18 protein-coding genes and 1 riboswitch are annotated in these 20,901 nt (G+C 71.0%); of the genes, 9 read left to right on the top strand and 9 right to left on the bottom strand.

Translation table 11 applies throughout. The features are described from left to right. Positions 1-30 precede the first annotated feature (30 nt). The 7 genes from BL254_RS12590 to BL254_RS12560 all read left to right on the top strand — a co-directional run bounded on the left by BL254_RS12590 (position 31) and on the right by BL254_RS12560 (position 7,927). Positions 31-2,169 (top strand): DegT/DnrJ/EryC1/StrS family aminotransferase, encoded by a 2,139-nt coding sequence (locus tag BL254_RS12590; RefSeq protein WP_052914861.1) that lies wholly within the window; start codon positions 31-33, stop codon positions 2,167-2,169. Between the two features lie 34 nt (positions 2,170-2,203). Continuing rightward, positions 2,204-3,079, top strand: coding sequence for a phytanoyl-CoA dioxygenase family protein (locus tag BL254_RS12585; protein ID WP_076843387.1), 876 nt, complete (start codon positions 2,204-2,206; stop codon positions 3,077-3,079). Continuing rightward, positions 3,066-4,340: a hypothetical protein gene (locus BL254_RS12580; RefSeq protein ID WP_076843386.1), complete on the top strand. Its 1,275-nt coding sequence runs from the start codon at positions 3,066-3,068 to the stop codon at positions 4,338-4,340. The genes BL254_RS12585 and BL254_RS12580 overlap by 14 nt, the downstream gene beginning before the upstream one ends. Further along, positions 4,337-5,431: a hypothetical protein gene (locus tag BL254_RS12575; RefSeq protein ID WP_076843385.1), complete on the top strand. Its 1,095-nt coding sequence runs from the start codon at positions 4,337-4,339 to the stop codon at positions 5,429-5,431. The genes BL254_RS12580 and BL254_RS12575 overlap by 4 nt, the downstream gene beginning before the upstream one ends. 6 nt (positions 5,432-5,437) lie before the next feature. Continuing rightward, entirely contained in the window at positions 5,438-6,304 is an 867-nt protein-coding gene (locus tag BL254_RS12570) for an ROK family protein (RefSeq protein ID WP_047222781.1), read from the top strand. Between the two features lie 342 nt (positions 6,305-6,646). Next, complete coding sequence (locus BL254_RS12565; protein WP_047222780.1) at positions 6,647-6,955, top strand: DUF1876 domain-containing protein; 309 nt, start codon at positions 6,647-6,649, stop codon at positions 6,953-6,955. Positions 6,956-7,054: 99 nt separating this feature from the next. Then, entirely contained in the window at positions 7,055-7,927 is an 873-nt protein-coding gene (locus BL254_RS12560; RefSeq protein ID WP_076843384.1) for a DUF72 domain-containing protein, read from the top strand. 113 nt (positions 7,928-8,040) lie between these two features. Here the strand turns inward: BL254_RS12560 and BL254_RS12555 are convergent, their stop codons facing one another. Then, positions 8,041-8,901, bottom strand: a complete 861-nt coding sequence (locus BL254_RS12555; protein WP_052914525.1) for a DUF4394 domain-containing protein — start codon at positions 8,899-8,901, stop codon at positions 8,041-8,043. 388 nt (positions 8,902-9,289) lie between these two features. After that, the gene (locus BL254_RS12550) at positions 9,290-9,634 is read right to left on the bottom strand and encodes a metallopeptidase family protein (RefSeq protein WP_047222779.1); all 345 of its coding nucleotides are present in this window, start codon (positions 9,632-9,634) and stop codon (positions 9,290-9,292) included. Between the two features lie 190 nt (positions 9,635-9,824). Here BL254_RS12550 and BL254_RS12545 point away from each other — a divergent pair, with 190 nt between their 5' ends. Beyond that, positions 9,825-10,787, top strand: coding sequence for a S1C family serine protease (locus tag BL254_RS12545; protein WP_047222778.1), 963 nt, complete (start codon positions 9,825-9,827; stop codon positions 10,785-10,787). 138 nt (positions 10,788-10,925) lie between these two features. Here the strand turns inward: BL254_RS12545 and BL254_RS12540 are convergent, their stop codons facing one another. The 6 genes from BL254_RS12540 to BL254_RS12515 form a co-directional block, all read right to left on the bottom strand. Next, positions 10,926-11,627 (bottom strand): peptidoglycan-binding protein, encoded by a 702-nt coding sequence (locus tag BL254_RS12540; protein ID WP_371390526.1) that lies wholly within the window; start codon positions 11,625-11,627, stop codon positions 10,926-10,928. 481 nt (positions 11,628-12,108) lie between these two features. Then, positions 12,109-12,834, bottom strand: a complete 726-nt coding sequence (locus BL254_RS29420) for a C40 family peptidase (RefSeq protein WP_371390524.1) — start codon at positions 12,832-12,834, stop codon at positions 12,109-12,111. Positions 12,835-12,837: 3 nt separating this feature from the next. Beyond that, a riboswitch (cyclic di-AMP (ydaO/yuaA leader) is annotated at positions 12,838-13,006 on the bottom strand. Between the two features lie 500 nt (positions 13,007-13,506). Further along, entirely contained in the window at positions 13,507-13,947 is a 441-nt protein-coding gene (locus BL254_RS12530) for a cold-shock protein (RefSeq protein WP_086055357.1), read from the bottom strand. Positions 13,948-14,260: 313 nt separating this feature from the next. After that, on the bottom strand, positions 14,261-16,363 hold the full coding sequence (gene tkt / locus BL254_RS12525) for a transketolase (RefSeq protein ID WP_083731030.1): 2,103 nt from the start codon (positions 16,361-16,363) through the stop codon (positions 14,261-14,263). Between the two features lie 367 nt (positions 16,364-16,730). Continuing rightward, positions 16,731-17,633, bottom strand: a complete 903-nt coding sequence (locus BL254_RS12520) for an SPFH domain-containing protein (RefSeq protein ID WP_047222775.1) — start codon at positions 17,631-17,633, stop codon at positions 16,731-16,733. Between the two features lie 26 nt (positions 17,634-17,659). Next, positions 17,660-18,103 carry an NfeD family protein gene (locus tag BL254_RS12515; protein ID WP_175648364.1) on the bottom strand — a complete coding sequence of 148 codons (444 nt, stop codon included), beginning with the start codon at positions 18,101-18,103 and terminating at the stop codon, positions 17,660-17,662. Between the two features lie 555 nt (positions 18,104-18,658). Here BL254_RS12515 and BL254_RS12510 point away from each other — a divergent pair. Next, positions 18,659-20,335 carry a serine/threonine-protein kinase gene (locus tag BL254_RS12510; RefSeq protein WP_076843383.1) on the top strand — a complete coding sequence of 559 codons (1,677 nt, stop codon included), beginning with the start codon at positions 18,659-18,661 and terminating at the stop codon, positions 20,333-20,335. Between the two features lie 49 nt (positions 20,336-20,384). On the opposite strand, the gene BL254_RS12505 is transcribed toward BL254_RS12510, so the two are convergent. Then, positions 20,385-20,882: a hypothetical protein gene (locus BL254_RS12505; RefSeq protein WP_047222772.1), complete on the bottom strand. Its 498-nt coding sequence runs from the start codon at positions 20,880-20,882 to the stop codon at positions 20,385-20,387. Between the last annotated feature and the right edge of the window lie 19 nt (positions 20,883-20,901).

The following is a 20,901-nucleotide window of genomic DNA, read 5'->3' as shown; positions in this document are numbered from 1 at the left end:
GCTCCGTCCGATCGACTGTAAGGATCGCCCGTGCAGAGTTCCCGGCTACGACGCAGGTTCGCCGATGAAACCGCGCTGCGCCACACGTCGTCCGAGCGGACCGACCCGGGCGGCCAGAACCGGCGGATCCGCTCCGCCGTCGCCCGGCTCGCCCACGTCGACCCCGGCTCCGTCGCCCCGCTGGAGACCGTGCGGCGGACCACCGGGGAGCTGCCGGGGCTCCGGGTCGAGCGGTACGAGCTCCGTTCCCCTGCGCGGGACGGCATCCGGGCGGTGCTGCTGGCGCCCACCGGACCTTCCCGTCCCCGGCCGGCGGTACTGGTCAGCCCGGGCCGGCGGGCGGTCCTGGAGCAGGTCACCGGGTTGGAGCCGCCCGATCACCCGGACCGCAACATCGCTGAGCGGCTGGCCCGGGTCGGACTGCTCACCCTCACCGTCGACTACGGACTCGACGGCGGCCTGCCAGCCGCCCTGCTCTCCGGCCGGGACGAGGCCGCGGTCCTCACCCAGGCGTTCAGCCTCGGCAGCCAGCCGCTGCTGGGCGCGCTGGTCGAGGACGCACTCGGCGCGCTCGGCTGGCTGCGCGGGCACCCGGACGCCGACCCGGACCGGATCGGGCTGTTCGGCCACAGCCTGGGCGCCGCCGTCGCCCTGCACACCGCCCTGCTGCAGGATGGCGAACCACTCCCGCTCTGCGCCGCCAGCCACCTCGGCAGCTACCCGCTGCTCCACGGCGAACTCCTCAGCGGCAACCCGGTGGCCATGCTCCCGGGCATCCTGCGCCATGCCGACCTGCCCGACCTCTACGCCGCTCTCTGCCCGGCGCCACTTCAGGTCCAGTACGGCACCGTCGACCCGACGCTGAGCCGTCAGGACACCGAGTCGGCCGCCGAACAGCTCCGCAAGGCCTACGCGCTGGGCTCCGCCCAACACCGGCTGGAAGTTCTCGACCTGCCCATGGGCCACGCCACCGACCCCGAACGTGCCACCGCCTTCTTCCTCGATGCCCTCGGCAAGGACGGTGCCCAGCCCGCCGTACCGGTGCCAGCGCTACGGCTCCGGTTCGATGTCGCGGCCCGCCGCGAGGTGACAGACCGGGTCGATGAGGCGCTGGCCTCCGGGGCACTCACCCTCGGCCCGCAGCTCGCCGAGTTCGAGGCCCGTGTCGAACCCTGGGTGGGTCGGGAGGCGGCCGCGGTCAGCTCCGGCTCGGCCGCACTGGAGATCGCCTTCCGTATCATCGGGGTGGCCGGCCGCACCGTGCTGGTCCCGGTCAACACCTTCTTCGCCACCGCCGCGGCCGCCGTCCGCGCCGGGGCCGTCGTGGACTTCGTCGACATGGAGCTCGACGGCCTGGGCCTGGACCCCGCATCGCTGGCACGGGCCCTGGATCGGCACCCCGATGTGGCGGCCGTCACCGTTGTCCACATCGGCGGCGTGATCTCCCCCGCGATCCACCAGGTCGCCGCAACCTGCCGGGCCCGGGGGATCCCGCTGGTCGAGGACGCGGCGCATGCCTTCGGCTCCCGCCTCGACGGGGCTCCGGCCGGCACCTTCGGCACCTACGGAGCGTTCTCGCTCTACCCGACAAAGGTCCTGACCAGCGCCGAAGGCGGCATCCTCACCGCCCCCGGTCCCGCCGAACTGAACACCGTCCGCCGGCTGCGGGACCACGGCAGGGTGGCCTACGAGGCCGGTCTGCACGACTGCCCCGGCAGCAACTGGCGGATGAGCGAGGTGCACGCGGCCATCGGTCTCGCCCAGCTGGAGCGCTTCGACGCGGCGACCCGGGCCCGGCACGCGCTCGCCGCCCGGTACGACGAACATCTGTCCGGGGTACCCGGGCTCCGCCGCTATGACGTCCCGGCCGGGGTCACCGCCAACGGCTACAAGTACCTGGCGTACCTGCCGGACGGTGTCGACCGGGCCACCCTCAAAGCCCGGCTGCGCACCCACCACGGCGTCGCCCTGGCCGGTGAGGTCTACGACACCCTGCTCTGCGAGCAGCCGTATTTCACCGCCCAGGGCGCCCCGCCGGCCCGGGACTTTCCGCAGGCCCGCTGGTTCGCCGCCCACCACATCTGCCTGCCGCTCTACCCGTCGATCACCCCCGACCAGCAGCAACGCACCCTGGCCGCCCTCCGTACCGAACTGGCCAACCTCTGCTGACCCGTCACCCACCCCGCAGGGAGCGGACATTGCGATGACCACGGCACGCCCGGTGAGTGGGCTGGCCTCCAACGGAGCGGCCATCCCCTTCAACGACACCTACTTCGCTCCGATGACGGACAGCTCCGACCTGCTCGCCGAGCCCGCCGCGCTCCGCGAGCGGCTGCGCCGTGACGGCCACCTCCTGCTCCGTGGAGTCCTCGACCCGGACGAGGTGCTGYGGCTGCGTGAGCAGTACTTCGCCCAGCTCGACCCCGGATTCCTCGCCCCGGGAACACCACCGGTCAGCGGTGTCTACTCGGGTACCGTGCCCGCCGGAACAGGGGAGTACGGAGTACCCGGCCACCCGGCCCACAGCTTCGTCCGCTCCCCGCAGTTCCAGCGGTTCAGCGAGCAGCCGGTGCTGCGCCGGCTCGCCGAAACGCTCCTGCAGGGCCCGGTGCAGCTACTACCCCGGAAGATCGTCCGYCACTTCTACCTCGGGTCCCTGCGCGCTTCCCGCGCCCACACCGACTACGAGTACATGACCAGAGGCACCGACCAGCTGCTCACCACCTGGATCCCGCTCGGCGACTGCCCGCTGCCGATGGGCGGTCTGATCTACCTCGAAGGCTCCCACACCCTGACCCCCGACCAGCTGGACCCGTTGCGCGACGTCACCGACCGTCCCCACGACTCCCGCCCGATCAGCCACGACCTGCGGTGGACGGCGGAGCGGACGGCCCGCCGCTGGCTGTGGGCCGACTACGCCACCGGAGACCTGACCATCCACACCCCGCATATCGTCCACGCCTCTCTGGACACCGGCACCCGCCGGATGCGGCTCTCCGCCGACATCCGCTTCCAGCTCGCCGGCGCCCGCACCGACAGCCGCTGGACCCGACCCTGGTCCGCCGATGACGGCGCCTGACCGGTCGTCTCACGCCCCGGCGGTTGCCGGTGGCGCCGCCCCGGCCGGCCCGGCCGCCCCCGGCGGAGGCACCGTGCCGGTGTTCCGGCGGGGTGAGTGGTACGACTCGCTGGACTCCGCCCCACTGCCCGGCGGCGGGGGATGGCGGCTGTCACTGGTCCCCCGGGCCCTGATCGCCGCCGATGCCCGGCGCTCCCGTGCGGCTCCTGGCCCCCCGCCGGACCACGCCCAGCGGCTGCGGATCGTACGCCGTGCCCTGGACCTCTTCGACCAGGGCACTCTGCCGATCGGCAGCCTCGGCGACCAGGACGCGGCCGGTTTCCGGGCAGCGATGGCCTCGGTCGCAGGGCTCCCGGAGCCACTCACCGAGCAGTGGATCACCCTGCTCCGCGACAGCCTCCCCGCCGGAACGCCACCGCCAGGGCCGCCGGCCACCCGCACGCTGGTCTCGCTGCCCGCCAACACCTTCACCTGTCTGGTCTCGGTACTCGACGCCGTACTGACCAGCGAAACGGTCTGGATCCGTCCCAGCCGCCGGGAACCGCTCTCCGCTGTCCGCATGGTGGCGGCCCTGCTGGCCGCCGGCTGGCCCGCCGACCGGCTGGCCTGCTACTCCACCGTCCCCGAGCTCCTCCCCACGCTGATCACCCTTACCGACCGTCAGATCATCTACGGCGGCGACGGCATCGCCGCCCAGCTCCCCGAGCTGCCCACCCTCACCCTGCACGGCCCCGGCCGGGGCTGTGCTCTGGTCCCGGCGGACCACGACCCGCAGGCCGCTGCCGACTGGCTGACCCCCCTGGTCGCCGGCAACAGCGGCCGGTTCTGCAAGAACGTCCGCACCGTGCTCTGCGCCGGTGACCCTGCCCCGGTCGCCCGTGCTCTCGGAGCCCGGCTGGATGCCATAGGCATCCAGCCCCCCGACTCCGCCCATCCGCAGGCCGCGATCCCCGACCCCGTCATGGCGCCCCGTATCGCGGAGCTGGCCCACCGGCTGATCCAGCCCGCCGACGAGGTGGTCACCACCCGTCCACTGCTCCACCGGCACGGCCCGCTGGTCTTCCTGGCCCCTACCCTGATCCGTCTCGCCGACCCCGGCACCCCGGACGCCCCGCACCCGCTTGTCGGCCGCGAACTCCCCTTCCCGTTCGCCGCCGTCCTGCGGGCCGGGCCGGCCCTGGCCGACGCGGTCCAGCAGCGTTCACTCTTCGTCCACACGATGCCGGGCGGCCCATCGCCCGACCAAGGAGTCGACGCATGACCCCAGCCACCGTGCCCCCCACCACCCGCACCCCCGCCGACCTCATGGCTGAACGGCTCCCGGCCCTGCGCCACGGCCTGGACGAGTGGACGCTCCGGATGATCCACTGGCATTTCTCCGAGGAGACCGGCTCACCGTTCTGGCTGCGCCGGCGCGCCACCCTGCCGTTCGACCCGCTCCGCGACATCACCGGCTTCGATGCCCTCGCCCTGTTCGGGTTCTTCGACAAGAACGAGCTACGCGCCGCCCGCCCCCGCGACCTCCTCCCGCGTGGCCTGCGCCACCGCCCCTTCCGGGTCTTCGAGACCGGCGGCACCACCGGAGAACCGTGCCGGGTCGTCAATGTCAGCAAGCTCGACGACGAGGTGACCCTCTACCGGGTGATGCTGGAGGTACGGGGTCTGGACGGCGGCGACATCGTCGCCATGACCCCCAGCGGACCCCACCAGTACGCCCACTTCGTCGAACGCCTCGCCGACCGGTGGTGCGGATCCGCCGCCTTCATCGACTTCGACCCCCGCTGGGTGAAGTCCGAGATCCAGTCGAGGGGCAGCGCCGACAGCTACATCCAGCACCTGACCGCCCAGACCCGCACTCTCCTCGCCCGCCAGCGGCCCTCCCTCCTGTTCACCACCTCCAAGCTGCTGCTCGCCCTGGTCGGCGAACTCGACGAACCCCTGGCCGCCCATGGCGTGAAGGCTGTGTGCACCGGCGGGACCTCCTGCTCCGCCGAGGAGATCCGCTTCCTGGAGGAGGAGTACCTCCAGGGCGTGCGCTGGATCGACACCTACGGAAACACCCTGGTGGGYCACGCCCTGATGCCCGAGGGGTCCCGCGTCTACCACCTCCCCCCGCCCCTGGCCGTCCAGCGGGTGGTGGACCCCGCCAACCCGCTGCGGGAGGTCCCCGTGGGGGCGCGTGGCCGGGTGCTCACCACCACCCTGCTGGAGGACCTCTTCCTTCCCAACCTCCTGGAACGCGATACCGCCCGCCGCACCGGCCCGCATCCCTGGTTCCCCTGGGACGGTGTGACCGCCGTCCGCCCCCTGCCCGAGGCGGACGGCGAGCCCGCCGTGGAAGGTGTCTACTGAACCCCGATGACAAGCCACCCCAGCGTCGGCATCGACATCGGCGGCACCAAGCTCCTCATGCTCGCCCACCGGCCCGGTCATGACGAGCCCCTGACCGTCCGCGTCGCCACCGGCCCCGGCGCCACCCCCGGCTACATCGGCACGGCCATCGAGAAGTTCCTCGCCGACCACGGCCTGGCTCCCGCCTCAGTGGGCATCGCCGTCCCCGGGCTGGTCGAGGACGGCCGGGTCGTTGTCTGCGACGTACTGCCCGCGCTCAACGGCTGGCCCGGCCCGGCCGGCCTCGCCGCCCCCCATCTGCTGGTCAACGACATCCGGGCCGCCCTGGCCGAGGAGGCCGCCGACATAGGTGACGCCCGGACCGCCGTGGTGATGCTCTCCGGCACCGCCGTCGGCTCCGCGTACCTCCACCAGGGTCAGGTGGTGCGGGGCGGCCGGGGCTGGGCCGGCGAGGTCGGCAGCATGCCGGTACCCACCCCGCAGGGCGTACGCCGGCTCGACGAACTGGCCGGCGGCGCCTCGATCGTCCAGGCCGCCGGTCTGCCCCCGGCCCAGGTGCACGCGGCGCTCGCCGCCGGAAACCCCGCCATCCGGGGCGTCGTCGAGGCAGCCGGGGACGCCTTCGGGCTGGCCATGGCCACCCTGCTGAACATCCTCAACCCCGACGTCCTCCGGGTGGGCGGCGGCACCCTCAACTACCCCGGTTACTGGGACGCCGCCCTGGTCACCGCCCGCGCCCGCACCCTCCCCGAACTCTGGGCCGCCTGCACCGTGGCCCGCATCCAGGCCTCGGACCTGGTGGTGGCCCGAGGCGCCGCCCGGCTGGCCGCAGCCTCAGCCGCGGGCGCCCCCTGGGCCGCCCAGTACCTCTAGCCCTGATCTTTCGTGCGCCCAGTGACAACCGGTACCGAACAACAACCGGTACCGGACACCCTCCGAGGAATGCACGGCTGACCAGGCAGTCCTCCTCATCCCGTGCCGTTCGGGAACGGCAGGCTGTTCCCCGCACGGGCCGCGCACGACTACTGCGATACTTCGACAGATCCTCTCTGGAGATCCGTGCCGGTTACGGATGCGTTCGCGGTGGCCGTCGAGCCGTGCCAGGCTAGGAGGAGCCAGGCTGAAAGGACCATGGCAACGCGGTCATGTTTTCCCGCGCTGCCAGAGATCCAGATCCCACTGGGGGCTGTCTGCTGGGAAAGGTGGCGACCGATCATGATCCACACCAAGAGGTGGACGGTCGACGTACTCCTGACCGAGGACGACGGGCACACCCGCGCGGAGGCGGCGCTGCGTCCGGGACCGCGTTCGGACTCCGAACGCGAGCTGCGGGGCGTCGGGCACGCGCGGCGGCACCCCGCCGACGCCGAGATTCCCAAGATCGGCGATGAGGTCGCGGCATCCCGCGCCCTGTCCGAGCTGGCCCACCGGCTACTCGACGTCGCGGCCGGCCACATCGAGGCTGTCACCCACCAGACGGCCCACCTGCACATGCCACAGCACCATCAGGGTGTCCGTCCATGACGTCAGGGCGTTCGTCCTTCGTCCCTGATCCGTCCATGACCGGTACCAGCGGACCCTGACCGTCGGGGCGGTCCTTGATCGCCCCCTCATGCTGGCCGTGTGCCGATGCTCGTCGGGACGTCCGGATGGCAGTACGCCGACTGGCGGGGGGTGTTCTACCCGGCCGGGGTGCCGCGGCGCGCCTGGCTGCGGTACTACGCGGACCGGTTCGCGACGGTGGAGTGCAACAACGCCTTCTACCGACTGCCGGCACCCGGGGTCGTCGCGCGCTGGCGGGAGCAGACTCCACCCGGCTTCATCATGACGGTCAAGGCCAGCCGTTTCCTCACCCACGTCAGACGCCTTCGGGACCCGGCCGAGCCCGTCGAACGGTTCCTGGCGCACACCGCCGGTCTCGGCCACCGGCTCGGTCCCGTGCTGCTTCAACTGCCGCCGAACCTGCGCGCCGATCCCGTCCGTCTCGACGCGTGCCTGGGCTGCTTCCCGTCCGACGTCCGGGTGGTCGTGGAACCACGGCATCCGAGCTGGTGGACCAGTGAGGTCCACGGCGTGCTCCGCGCACACGACACGGCACTGTGCTGGGCGGATCGGGACAGCCGGCCGGTCACACCGCTGTGGCGGCCCGCCGGCTGGGGCTACCTGCGCCTGCACGCTGGTCGTGCCCGCCCCGCCCCCCGGTACGGCCGCCAGGCCCTGAGCAGCTGGATCCGCCGGATCGCCGAGTGCTGGCCGGAGGGAGACGCCTACGTCTACTTCAACAACGACCACGGCGGAGCCGCCGTCCACGACGCGGCCGAGTTCGCCCGGATGGCCGTCAGGGCCGGCCTGCCCACCAGCCGTGTACCGGCGTCGCTGCCAGCGGTTTCGGCGACCGCCCCGGTGGACAGGACCCGCGGCCGGGAACACCTCGAAGATCAGATCGTCGCGCCAGTGCCGTCAACAGCGTTGACTACAGTGATCCGCCGGGGATGACCAGGACGGGCGGGCCTTTCCGGTCGGAAACGCGGTGCGGCCCCCGGTCCGTGATCGACCGGGGGCCGCGAACAGGCCGTGGACGGGGAAGGGGCCGTGGGCGGGATCCGCCGTTACGGCTTCACGGCCAGGTCGGACACCTGGGTCCCGGTCGGGAACTGCCCGATCAGGTCGGCGTGCCCGGTGAGCAGGTTGATCGAGTAGAGACCGTACTGGCCCGCGACCGACAGCGTCGCGAACCCGACGGAGTCGACGGAGGTGCCCCCGACGACCCTGCTGTAGATGTCGAAGCCGGCGTTCAGAGCCGCGTTCACGCCGAGGTTGCCGGTCGGCGTGAGGCTGCCGGTGCTCGGCGGYGACTGGATCGCCAACTGGTCGACGCTGGTGTCGGTGTCGATGTCGAACAGCGTGGTACCGGTCGCCGGGTCGCTGTCGTTGTTGGTGTAGGCGATGGCGGTGACACCGAGGTCGGACAGCGCGGTCTCCGCGGTTGTCACGTTGGTGATGACGTTGTGGCGCAGGTTCAGGTTCGCGTTACCGACAACGCGCAACTCACCCGTGGTGGGATTGAAGTCGACATCGAAGACCGTATTACCCGCCAATGCGGCGCCCAGCGTCTGGCCGGTATAGGTCGCCAGCCCCGTGGAGGCGTCGAGCGTGTAGATGCGGCCGCCGCTGGCCACACCGTAGAGCAGTCCGTCCTGAACCCGGTAGTCGATGCCCACAAGCGACTCACCAGCAAGGAGTCCGCTGACGGGCACGACCCGCCTCGGACGCTCGACGGAGCGGGACCGGGTTTCGAACTGGGCAAGCCTGATCCCGTCGCTCGTCAGACCGACCGCCGCCAGGCTGGGCGGCCTGGTGTTCGCGCCGGGAGAGTCGGCGATGGCCGCCTGCCCGGACAGCAGCGGCACGGCCCCCAGAGTGCCTGCCACCGCAGCGGCGGTGAACGCCGCTTTCAGCTTTCTGCGCACAGTTGCTCCTTAGCTCATGCACCGGCAGCTCCGCACCGGCGCGGTGCTGCGGGACACGTCGCCCCAACAGCGACGAGATGGCCGGGTGACGACTTTCCGTAGTTACCCGACCACGACATGAAGTAGACACGTAGAGCAACCACAAGTCAACTATCAGCCAACAATGACACTACAAACAGTGGCTTCACCCGGAGTGGGGACAACAGGCACAGCGGCCACAGCGGCCCCGGCCACACAGCGGCCACAGCCGCCCCGGCCACACAGCGGCTACGCTCCACGGCTCAAACAGCGGCCGCGCCGCCTCGGCCCAGCCGCGGACGTACCGCACGGCGTGTCGGCGGACAGTGTGTCGGCGGACAGGATGGGCCGCGGTGGCCGCCGGCGGGTCCTACTCCCAGCCGAGTTCGGCGAGCCGCCCGTCGTCGATGCCGAAGTGATGGGCCACCTCGTGGATGACGGTCACCCGTACCTGCTCGACGACCTGTTCCTCGGTGCGGCCCAGGTCGCAGATCGGCCGCCGGTAGATCGTGATCCGGTCTGGCAGCACCCCGCTGTACCAGTCACCCCGCTGTGTCAGCGGCACGCCCTCGTAGAGCCCGAGCAGCCCCGGTGACGGCGGCTCGTCCTCGACGACGACCGCGATGTTGGACATCTGGCGGCCGAGCTGGGGCGGCAGGCTGTCCAACGCCTCGGCCACCAGGTCCTCGAAGCGCTGCCTGGACACCTCGACCACGTCGGTGAACCTACATCCCGCCGCCGTCCCGCCGCCGTGGCCCCGTCGGTCGCGGCGTCAGCCAGCACAGCACAGATCCTGCCCCTGCCGCCCCGGGCGACCAGTACGGGGAACGAACAGGCCCAGGGAACATTGGGCGTCATCCGCTGCTTCTAATGACGTAATTATGTAAGCAGGATGGGAGGCCCGGATGCAGGATCCGCTCGATGCCTACTCACAGGTCGTCACCCGAGTCGCCGCAACCGTCTCCCCTGCCGTCGCGAGCCTGCGGGTACGGACGCCGCGCGGCGAGGGCGCCGGATCCGCCGTGGTCTTCACCGACGACGGCTTCCTGCTCACCTCCGCCCACGTCGTCGACAGTGGATCGAGGCGCACGGGACGACAGGCCGGCCGCGGCGGCGCGGCGGGCATGGCCGAGTTCGCCGACGGCACCCACAGCGAGGTGGACGTGATCGGCGCCGATCCGCTCTCCGACCTCGCGGTGCTGCGGGCCCGCGGCGGCACGCCGGCCCCGGCAACGCTCGGCGACGCCGCCACGCTCTCCGTTGGTCAGCTCGTCGTCGCGGTGGGCAACCCGCTGGGCCTGACCGGCAGTGTCACCGCGGGGGTCGTCAGCGCGCTCGGGCGCTCCCTGCCCACCCGGGCCGGCGCCACCGTCCGCGTCATCGACGAAGTGATCCAGACGGACGCGGCGCTCAACCCGGGCAACTCCGGCGGTGCGCTGGTCACCGCCGACTGCCACGTCGTCGGGGTGAACACCGCCGTCGCCGGGATCGGGCTCGGGCTCGCCGTCCCGGTCAACACCACCACCCGTCGCATCCTCACCGCGCTCATGCGCGACGGCCGGGTACGGCGCGCCTACCTGGGGGTCGCCAGCACCCGGGCACCGCTGCCGCCACACCTGGCCGAGCGGTTCGGTCGGCGGCACGGGGTGCGGCTGGCCGAGGTCGTCGCGAACAGCCCGGCCGGTCACGCCGGCCTGTTCGCCGACGACCTGGTGCTCTCCGTCGCCGGACAGCCGGTCGCCACCCCGGGGGACCTGCAACGGCTGATGACCGAGGACACCATCGGCCGCCCGCTCGAACTGACCGTGTGGCGGCGCGGCGCGCTCGTCGACGTCATCGTCGTCCCGCAGGAACTGGCGCTGACCTGACGGCCGTTGTCCAGCGGTACGCACCGTCCGCGGGCGGCCCCGGCCTGGTGGGCCAGGGCCGCGGCCGCCCGCGGACGGTGGCGCCCCGGGCACCCGAGGGAGGGGGAGGTACCCAGGGCCGTCAGTAGCACCCAGCTGTCAGCCGCATGGGAACAGCTGGGCGTAGGTGCGGGCGCCGACTATTCCGTCGGCCACGAGGCCGTGCTGCCGCTGGTAATCCTTCAGCACCCTGGTGGTCCGCGGACCGAATATTCCGTCGACCGCGAGAGAGTATCTTAGATCGGTCAGCCGCTGCTGTACCCTGGCCACCTCGGTACGCAGTTTACTGCCGTTTCTCACGGTCGCCGCGGACGATGGGACCGAACAGTTCCGGCTGGTGTAGCTGATCCCGCTGACGGCCGGGACAGGGGTGCTCGACCGTGTTTTCGCCGCGCTCGCCGGGCTGGCTTTCACCGCCGCCGCGGCGGTGTTTCCCCGCGTCAGATAACGATGGTAGGAACCATTGGTGTAGGCGCTCCAGGCACGCACGCCCTGGCTGTCGCACACCTTCTTCGCAGCCCACGCGTTGGTGGCCGGGTCGTAGAGGCTCCTACCCGCCAGCCAGCTCGCGTGGACCCGCGCGTTGATCTGCCAGAGCCCGCGGGAGTCCTCACCGCGCGCGTTACGCGCCTTGGCGTTGCCACCGGACTCCGCGAGCGCCACCGCCACCCAGGTGCCCAGCGGCACCCCTCGGCAGCTGGGCAGCCCCGCGTTCGCGGCGACGCGGGCGATGGTCGTGTCGGCGACGACGGCGGACCCGGACGTCCCGGCCGCGCTGGCCGGGGCCGCGGTCAGCATCATTCCAGCCGTCGTCCCGATGAGCCCGACGGTGCCCGCTAATGCGGCGCCGTTGCACCGACCGGGTTTTCTGTGCCTTCCCCTGGCCATAATCAGACTCTCACCTAAAAGTATCGTCGAAAGGATCGCCTGTTGCCGGAAATTCCGACACAGTACTCCCTGGGGACAACTCGAGAACTATATTTCCCGAGTTCTCTCCCAGCCGCTTGGAAAACGTTATTCGGGTAGCCGAACAGGCCGTTTACCGCATTGTTTCAGGAGGCTCCGGTGTCGCCCACAGGGCGCCAAAAGGGTAATTCAATGCGCTTCTACGGGCGTTTTTCGAACATCTGGAACGGGAGCCAAAAGAATCCGACGAGGTTCCGGGAAAAACTGTCCGGAAACAACCGGGAGAAATTTTCGTGGCGTCCACCCGTGGTTTCCCGCGCTGTCCGCCCGGGGCTCCTGGACACCCCGTGGCCGCCAGCCCGGCCCGGGTGGCCGGTCACCTGATACGGCCGACCAGATAGTTACTGGTGTAGACCTTCTGGAGCCGGACCACGGCCCCGGTGTGCGGGGCGGCCCACATCATCCCGTTCCCGGCGTAGATACCCACATGGTGGATGCCTCCCGGCCGGCCGAAGAAAATGAGGTCACCGGGCTGCCGAGCGTTCTTCGACAGCTTCTGGGAGGCGTTGTACTGCGCGTTGGCCGTCCGCGGGACGCTGCGGCCAAGCTGCTTGTAGATGTACTGGACGAGGCCGGAGCAGTCGAACGCCCGCGGCCCCTTGGCACCCCACACGTACGGCTTGCCGGCCTGCTTCGACGCCAGATAGACGAGCTTCGCCCCGAAGCCGCTGGCGGAGGACGTCGAGAAACTCACCGGTTGCGCCGCCAGCGTGCCCGTGCCCGTGGTGGCGGCCGGGGTGACCGTAAAGGCGGCTGACCGGGYAGCGTTCGTGCTGGTCGTACTGGTCGTGGCGGCGTCGGTCCGGCCAGTCCCGCCCGTATCCAGGCCCCGGTCGTTCGCCAGGGCCGGCGAGGCCAGCCCGGAGAGGGCGACAGTGCCGGTGGCCGCGGCGGCGACCGCGGTACGCGCCGATATCCGGCCGAGGGTGGAGCGGGTCGTGGGCGCGCGATGACGACCGCGTCTGGGGCCGGGATTGGGATTGGGATTGGGATTGGAATGATGTACGGCAGCCGGACCTGAATTCACCTGATGTGCAGGCAACGCTGATCCTTCCCATACGCCTGCGAGGTTAGCTGTCGGGTTCGGGCCGGGAAGCCCGGTCGACGCGCGGATACACGCGGCCGACTTCACCCCAAGGACGGCCACTGTGGTGGCGGCGTCCGGCGGAAAGGTGGGTCCCCCGCTTCTGTCCTGACGATCGCTAGTCGGAAGACACCGGACCGTGGACAGAACTCGGCGTGCGGTCCGGTGCTGTTGAGAGCCCGGCCAACGTAGCGAACTACTTTCGGTAGTCGCAAGCGGCGGTTTTCTCGGCATGTCGACGTATAGCGCTCACTGTGCGTATCATTTACGCGTGCCGTCTCAGGACGACTGCCGAGACGGTACAAGCTGGCCGCAGCGTGACGGCGCTACACACCGCTTCCGTGGATAACCGGTGCGTATCGTGCAACAGCCGACGCGGACCGGCAACAACATTTTTTCCGCTGTTGTGTTTCTGTGTTTCGCAGCCGGGCAGGCGGATCGCCCGCGGGTAGGCGAACCGGCCAGCCGGAGCAACGTCACAGATCCGGCCGTACGCACGGTGTGGTCAGTGGTACGGCCGGCGCAGCGTGGCCAGCCGTGTGGCCGGCGCAGCGTCCGGGCAGCAACGACGTGCCCGGGCACCGGCGCGGGTCGACAGATTCCGGGCCGGCAGGGGCCCGGGCGGGCCGGTTATTGGGACTCGACCCAGCCGCGCGCCTGCGCGAGGGTGGTCAGCCGCTGCCGTATCTGGCTTATCTGGCCGCCGGTCAGGGTCGGCACCGACTCGATGAGCGTCTCGGTCAGCAGGTGCCGGAACTCCCCGACGGTGAGGACGTCGCACATGTCGTCGTCATCGGCGTCCGAACGCCCGTTGGCCGCGCTCGGGGAAGCCAGGGGACGCGCTGGCGCCGGACGGGCCTGGGCCCGACGGGCCAGGCGGACGACCGACGCCTTCGGGCCCCTGTCGCTTTCCTCCGCCTCGAACTCCACCAGCGTTCCGGGCTGGAACAGATGCTTCTCATCTTGAAGATCGTTTGCATGCATGAAAATATCGTCGCCGCCAGCGTCGGGCGCTATGAAACCGTAGCCACGAACCCCGTCGAAACGCAGAATCCTACCGGTACCCACCACGTCTGCCCCTGTACAACCTCTGTGCCAACCAGCTCTGTACCCAGTCAACTGCACACCAGACGAACCTGTGCACAACCAAACCCCAGGATCGCTCGCACGACCATGGGGCCTGTTCACCGTCTCAGGTGCGCACAGCCAGGTCAAGCCGACACCCGGAGCGCAAAACAACCGACAACAACCGACAACGATCGGCAGGGAACGATCGCGGAAACACCGGGACGGGCCGTCGGCCGACCGGCTCCCGCGGACTCCCCCGGGAACCAGCCGGCCGTCGACATCGTGACCGAAATCTTCGGATCCGGATCCTCGCGGTCTACGCCGGGTCACCAACAGCGCTGACGGCGGCCAGGCTCTGCCTGGCGGCACTGACCACCGCCTGCGGGGTGAAACCGAACTTGGTCTGCAACGCCCGCAGCGGGGCGGACGCGCCGAAGGTCCGCATACCGATGATCACCCCGTCCGGGCCGGCGTACCGTTCCCAGCCGAGCGTAGCGGCCTGCTCGACCACGACCCGCGCGCGGACCGCCGGCGGGAGCACCTGGTCGCGGTACTGCGCGGGCTGCCGCTCGAACAGCTCCCAGGACGGCAGGCTGACCACCCGGACGCGCACCCCCTGCGCGGTCAGCTCCTCGTGGGCGGCCAGGGCCAGGTGCACCTCGCTGCCGGTACCGATCAGGATCACCTCGGGATCGCCGTCGGCGGGGTCTACCAGCACGTAGCCGCCGCGGGCGAGCCCGGCGGCGTCGGCGTAGCGGGCCCGGTCCAGCGTCGGCAGCGCCTGCCGGCTCAGGACGAGCGCGGCCGGCTCCTGCCGCAGGCCCATGACCACCCGCCACGCCTGCACGACCTCGCTGGCGTCACAGGGGCGGATCACCAGCAGGCCGGGGACGGCCCGCAGCGAGGCGAGCTGCTCAATCGGCTGGTGCGTCGGCCCGTCCTCCCCGACCCCGATGGAGTCATGGGTGAACACGTGGATGACCGGCAGCTCCATCAGCGCGGACAGCCGCAGGGCACCGCGGGCGAAGTCGGAAAAGATCAGAAAAGTCGACCACAGCGGCCGCAGCCCGGACAGGGACAGCCCGTTGGCCACCGCGGCCGACGCGTGCTCGCGAACGCCGAGGTGCAGGTTGCGCCCGCCCGGGCTGGCGGCCTGGAAGTCCCCGGCGCCGTCGACGGTCAGCCGGGTCTTCGTCGACGGGGCGAGATCGGCGGAGCCGCCGACCAGCCAGGGCACCCGGGCGGCGACGGCGTTGAGGACCTTCCCGGAGGAGTCCCGGGTGGCCAGGCCCTTGTCGTCGGCGGGGAAGACGGGGATGTCGGCGTCCCAGCCGTCGGGCAGCTGCCCGCCCCAGATCAGGTCGAGCTGGCTGGCAAGATCGGGATATGCCTCCCGGTAGCGGTCGAGCAGGGCCAGCCAGCTGTCCCGCTCGGCCCGACCCCGCTTCCCGACACCGGCGGCGAAGTGCTCGTACACCCCGTCGGGGACGAGGAAGTGCGCGTCCGGCGGCCAGTTGTAGAACCGCTTCGTCGCCCGGATCTCCTCCTCCCCCAGCGGCTCCCCGTGCGCGGCGGCGGTGCCCTGCTTGGTCGGGGCGCCGAAGGCGATCTGGCTGTCGACGATGACCAGGGTCGGGCGGTGCGGTTCGCGGCGGAACGTCTCGAAGGCGCGGCCCAGGGCCGTGCGGTCGTTGGCGTCGCCGACCCGGGTGACGTTCCAGCCGTAGGCGATGAACCGGGTGGCCACATCCTCGGTGAACGCCAGGTCGGTGCCGCCCTCGATGCTGATGTGGTTGTTGTCGTAGATCCAGCACAGGTTGGCCAGCCCCAGGTGGCCGGCCAGCGACGCCGCCTCGGCCGCGACCCCCTCCATCAGGTCGCCGTCACCGCACAGCGCGTACACGTCGTGGTCGAACACGTCGAAGCCGGGCCGGTTGAACCGCGCAGCCAGCCAGCGCCCGGYGATGGCCATGCCCACCGCCGTCGCCACGCCCGTGCCCAGCGGTCCGGTGGTCGCCTCCACCCCCGACGTCCAGCGGTACTCCKGGTGACCGGGGCACCTCCCGTCCAGCTGGCGGAACCGTCTGATGTCGTCGAGGGTGACCGCCGGCCCCCCGAGCGTCTCGTAGGTGGGGTCGACCGCCCGGACGCCGGCCAGGTGCAGCGTCGCGTACAGCAACGTCGACGCGTGCCCCGCCGACAGCACGAACCGGTCCCGGTTCGGCCAGGCGGGATCGTCGGGGTCGAAGCGCAGGAACTCCTGCCACAGTGTGTAGATCACCGGTGCCATGGCCATCGGGGTACCCGGGTGCCCGGAGGCCGCGGCCTGCACCGCGTCCATACACAGTGTGCGGATCGTCGCGACGCACAGATCGTCCGTGTCGGTGATGGTCGGCTGCTCGGTGGGCGTCATGTACATCCCTTTGTCGGCATAGGACGCCCACAACGTCCGTCGCAGGCGCTTGCGGGTCCACACGTACCGGTCCGGTAGCCGCGCCGGGCCGCGACGCGGTTTGGCCGCCCCCGCGGTCGGCTCCCGGACCGGGCGAGCCGACCGTCTGACGCGGCCGGAAACCGCATCCGCGATCAGCTCGGCAACCTAGATCGTATCCAGCGGTGACAGATCTCTGGTAGACGTCGGGGCCGTACGGGCGCCGCTGTGGCCCTGCTCCCAGTTTCCGGCCCCGACATGTCAGGAGAACGCAGCAGCCAGCGGCGTCACTACGGTGACCGTACGTGCATACTGGCGTCGGCGTGGACGGAGCGGGGAAAAGAGACGAAAGCTGTCAGCGGGCCTGCCCGCCATCCGTCCGGTCCGGTCCGTCGGTGAGGCCGCCGAAGGCGGCGAGGCCCCCGAACGCCCTGGTCAGCTCGCTGGGAATGATCCACACCTTGTTCGCCTCACCTTCGGCGATGCGCGGCAGGGTCTGCAGGTACTGGTAGGCGAGCAGCTTCTGGTCGGCGTTGCCGGCGTGGATCGCCTGGAACACCGTGGTGATGGCCTCCGCCTCGCCCTGCGCGGCGAGGATCTTCGCCTGCCGTTCGCCCTCGGCCCGCAGGATCGCGGCCTGTTTCTCACCCTCGGCGCGCAGGATCTCGCTCTGCTTGACGCCCTCCGCCGACAGGATCGCCGCCCGGCGGTCCCGCTCGGCGCGCATCTGCTTCTCCATCGAGTCCTGGATCGATGACGGCGGATCGATGGCCTTGAGCTCCACCCGGTTGACCCGGATACCCCACTTGCCGGTCGCCTCGTCGAGCACACCGCGCAGCCTGGTGTTGATCTCATCACGGGAGGTCAGGGTCTGCTCCAGGTTCAGACTACCGATCACGTTGCGCAGCGTCGTGACAGTGAGCTGCTCGATCGCGCTGATGACGTCGGCGATCTCGTAGGTGGACGCGCGCGGGTCGGTGACCTGGAAGTAGATCACCGTGTCGATACCCACGACGAGGTTGTCCTCGGTGATCACTGGCTGCGGTGGGAAGGTCACCACCTGCTCGCGCAGGTCGACGCGTTCACGGATCCGGTCCACGACGGGTATGACGAGGGCCAGGCCCGGGGTGAGGGTCCGGTGGTATCGGCCCAGCCGCTCGACCACGACCGCCCGGGCCTGCGGCACAACCCGCACCGCACGGCTGAGAAAAACCAGCAACACCAGCAGAATGACCGCGGTGGCGATCAGCCCGGCCATCGACGCCTCCCCGGTCCCAAGGCCCRCTACAGCTGCGCGGGGTGAACGATGGCTGTGGCGCCGTCGATGCGCAGCACGCGCACGCTCGTGCCCGGTTCAAGAACCTGACCGTCGATCGTCGCGCGGGCCGACCATATCTCACCGCGAATCCTGACCCGTCCGTCACCGTCACCGTTAACAGGCTCAAGGACGACACCGGTCATGCCTATCAGCGCATCGGTACCGGTCGCGACGGCCGGCGCCTGGTGCAGGTGACGGCGCGCGACCGGCCGCAGCCCGAGCAACAGCACCACAGAGGTGGCGGCGAACGCGACAAGCTGGACGGGCAGCGGGCCGCCGACCCCGGCGACCGCGCCTGCCACCAGGGCCGCAAGCGCGGTCATCCCGAGAATGAGGGCAAGGGTAAGCATCTCGCCCACCCCAAGAACACCGGCGATCACCAACCACCACAGCCACGGCTGCATGACCATCATGCTATCCGCGGCATCCCCCCGGATGTGCGGGCCGACGTGCACGGATTCACGAATTTCCGCGCACCCGCGGCGCCTGGTCCGGTCCCCACCGGCCTCGGGCCCGGCGCACAGCCACCCGTTGGACCACAACCACCTGTTGTTGGCCGCCTGCTCGTCCCAGGGCAGCCGTTCGTCCGGGAGCGTCGTCCAGGAACGCGCAGCGCAATGTTCGTCCAGGAGCGGCGCAATGTATGTCCAGGAGCGGCACAATGCATTACGGCACCCATGTAGATCATGCTCTTTGCCGGAACCAGCGGTTCTCCGCCGGGGCCGGCGGCCCGCCGCCGGCCCCGGCCCCGCGGCGGCTCGCACCGACGACGAGCGACAGCTGGCGGGCCGATGACAGATGTCGGATCGACGACAGACGTCGAATCAGACATTGGATCAGACAGATGACGGATCACGCTGTGTGCGACGAGAAACTGTCGGGGCGATACGGTGACTTCCACGAAGCGGTGACTTCCACGAACATCGCCGTGTCCATGCCTTTCTCACCGCGACGGGGAGCCGTCCATGTCCGGTCAGGATGTCGGCGCGCCCGAGGGTGCGCCGCTGGTCCCTGTCCAGCCCCTGCGGGTGTCCGACCCGCGGACGCTGGGCCGCCACCGGCTTGTCGGCCGGCTGGGCAGCGGCGGGATGGGCGTGGTCTACCTTGCCGAAGGCCCGCTCGGTCGGGTCGCGGTCAAGCTGGTCCGCGCCGAGCTGGTCGACGACGCCAGTTCGCGGGTGCGGTTCCAGCGTGAGATCCAGGCGTGTTTCCGGGTGCGCAGCCCGTACACCGCCCAGCTCGTGGACTTCGAGCTCGACGCCGAGCAGCCGTGGCTGGCGACCGAGTTCGTCGACGGGCCCGACCTCGACCGGCGGGTACGCGCCGAGGGCGGGCCGTTACCCGCGGACGCCCAGCTGACGCTGGCCACCGGGCTCGCCGAGGGGCTGGCGGCCATCCACGCCGCAGGGCTGGTGCACCGCGACCTCAAACCGTCCAACGTGCTGTGGACCGGGCAGGGCCCGCGGATCATCGACTTCGGGATCGCGGCGGTGGCCGACGCCCGCCCGCTGACCACCACCGGCCAGTTCGTCGGCACCCCGGCCTGGGTCGCCCCCGAGCAGGCGACCGGCGACGAGACCACCGCGGCCACCGACATCTTCGCCTGGGCCGGGATCGTCGTCTTCGCGGCCACCGGCCAGCCGCCCTTCGGCACCGGCCGGCCCGAGGTCGTCCTCAGCCGCGTCCTGTCCGGCGGCCCGGCGGTCGACTACGACCAGCTCGCCGGGCCGCTGCGGGAGCTGGTCCACGCCGCTCTCGCCCGCGATCCCCGGCAGCGGCCGTCCGCCCAGGCGCTGCGGGACGACCTTGCTGGCATCAGCCCCGCTGACAGCGACCGAGCAGCCGACGGCACGCAGGCGGCACCCGCCGAATCCGCCACTGTGCTATCCCCCACCGTCACCGTCCCGGTGCGGCCCACAGCCGTGACGGCGGGACCACCGTTGCCGGCCACCGTCCACGACCAGCCCGCCATCCCCGCACGGCCCGCACGGCCCACACGCTGGGCGCGGCCGGCCGTACTCGGCGCCGCCGTGGTTGTCGTGGCCGGGGCCGCGATCGCCGGGATCCTCGCCACCCGGGGGAGCGGGGACGACGCCGGCGATTCCGACTCCGGAGCGGAAACGGCGGTGGCGGATGCCTCCTACCAGGCAGACGGCCCATGGCGGGCCGTCGTCCGCAACACCCTCCCGGTCCCGACCGACACCTGCGAGATCATCCTGACCTCCGCCGACACCGGCGAGAACGTCCTCCACCAGGGAGGGCTGTCCGGAACGTGGTCGTTCCAGGTCTCCCACCCGGGAAATTTCCGGTGGCAGGTGAGCGACCCCGGCTGCCTGGTCGAGCCGCAGGCCGGGGCCGGAGCCGCGACGTTGCCCTTCACCCACCAGGCCAACACCGGCGACACCGACGCGTTCACCGCCGAGGGCCRCGTCGCCGTGGAGATCCTGGACTTCAACGGCGCCGAGGAATGCGGATTCACCCTCCGCGACGCCACCACCGGCGACGACCTGGACTACGGCACCGTCCAGACCACCAGCGCCGACAAGTCGCTGCTGCTGAACCCGGCCGGCCGCTCGCAGCTCTATCTGATCGACACCAGCGGCCGATACTGCGGAATACGGGTGTCGTCCGCCACCGCCTGACCGGACTCGGCTGTCAGGGCCGCGGCTGTCCGGCTCCGGGGCCGACCGGCTACCCGCCCAGGCCGCCGGAGACGGTGCCCGACGCGCGCGAGAGCGCGTCCGCCGCCTGTGACAGCGCGCTGTAGGAAAGGTCCGCGGCGGCGCCGTATATGTCCTGGGGGCTGCTCGTCCCGGCACCACCGGCATCCGCCCCGGCGGCGTTGCCCGGCCCGGCACCGAAACCGGCGGGACCGGTGTCCGCGACGGTGCCGGCCGTGGGGCCCGCTGTGGGGCCGGCCGTTGAGTTGCCACGGGAGCCGGCCGCGACCGAGATGGTGTTCGAGGCACCGGAGAGAGCGCCGACGGACAGACCCACGGCAGCCTGGAAGAGCTGGGTGACGCTCGTGTCGACGCTGGTCGCGCCGCCGCTGTCAGCGCTGGGGTCGGCGCTGGTCCGGGCATCGGCGGGGAAGGAGATGGACGCGCTGGCCGGAGCCGCACCGAGGAGCGTGGCGAGCGCTCCGGTAGCGGTGAGGACGCCGGCGCGGCGCAGGGCTCTGGCGTTCATGCTTGCCCCCAGCAGGTAT

This window comes from Protofrankia sp. BMG5.30 (assembly GCF_001983005.1).
Taxonomy (GTDB): Bacteria; Actinomycetota; Actinomycetes; order Frankiales; family Frankiaceae; genus Protofrankia; species Protofrankia coriariae.
Note: the sequence above shows the minus strand (reverse complement) of the source record. Positions and strands in the feature narration are given on the sequence as shown.

Excerpts from the sequence above, each read along its gene's own strand:
- BL254_RS12580 (WP_076843386.1), top strand. The coding sequence starts at position 3,066 with ATGACGGCGCCTGACCGGTCGTCTCACGCCCCGGCGGTTGCCGGTGGC.
- BL254_RS12540 (WP_371390526.1), bottom strand. The coding sequence starts at position 11,627 with ATGATGCTGACCGCGGCCCCGGCCAGCGCGGCCGGGACGTCCGGGTCC.
- BL254_RS12570 (WP_047222781.1), top strand. The coding sequence starts at position 5,438 with ATGACAAGCCACCCCAGCGTCGGCATCGACATCGGCGGCACCAAGCTC.
- BL254_RS12515 (WP_175648364.1), bottom strand. The coding sequence starts at position 18,103 with ATGGTCATGCAGCCGTGGCTGTGGTGGTTGGTGATCGCCGGTGTTCTT.
- BL254_RS12505 (WP_047222772.1), bottom strand. The coding sequence starts at position 20,882 with ATGAACGCCAGAGCCCTGCGCCGCGCCGGCGTCCTCACCGCTACCGGA.
- BL254_RS12520 (WP_047222775.1), bottom strand. The coding sequence starts at position 17,633 with ATGGCCGGGCTGATCGCCACCGCGGTCATTCTGCTGGTGTTGCTGGTT.
- BL254_RS12545 (WP_047222778.1), top strand. The coding sequence starts at position 9,825 with ATGCAGGATCCGCTCGATGCCTACTCACAGGTCGTCACCCGAGTCGCC.
- BL254_RS12565 (WP_047222780.1), top strand. The coding sequence starts at position 6,647 with ATGATCCACACCAAGAGGTGGACGGTCGACGTACTCCTGACCGAGGAC.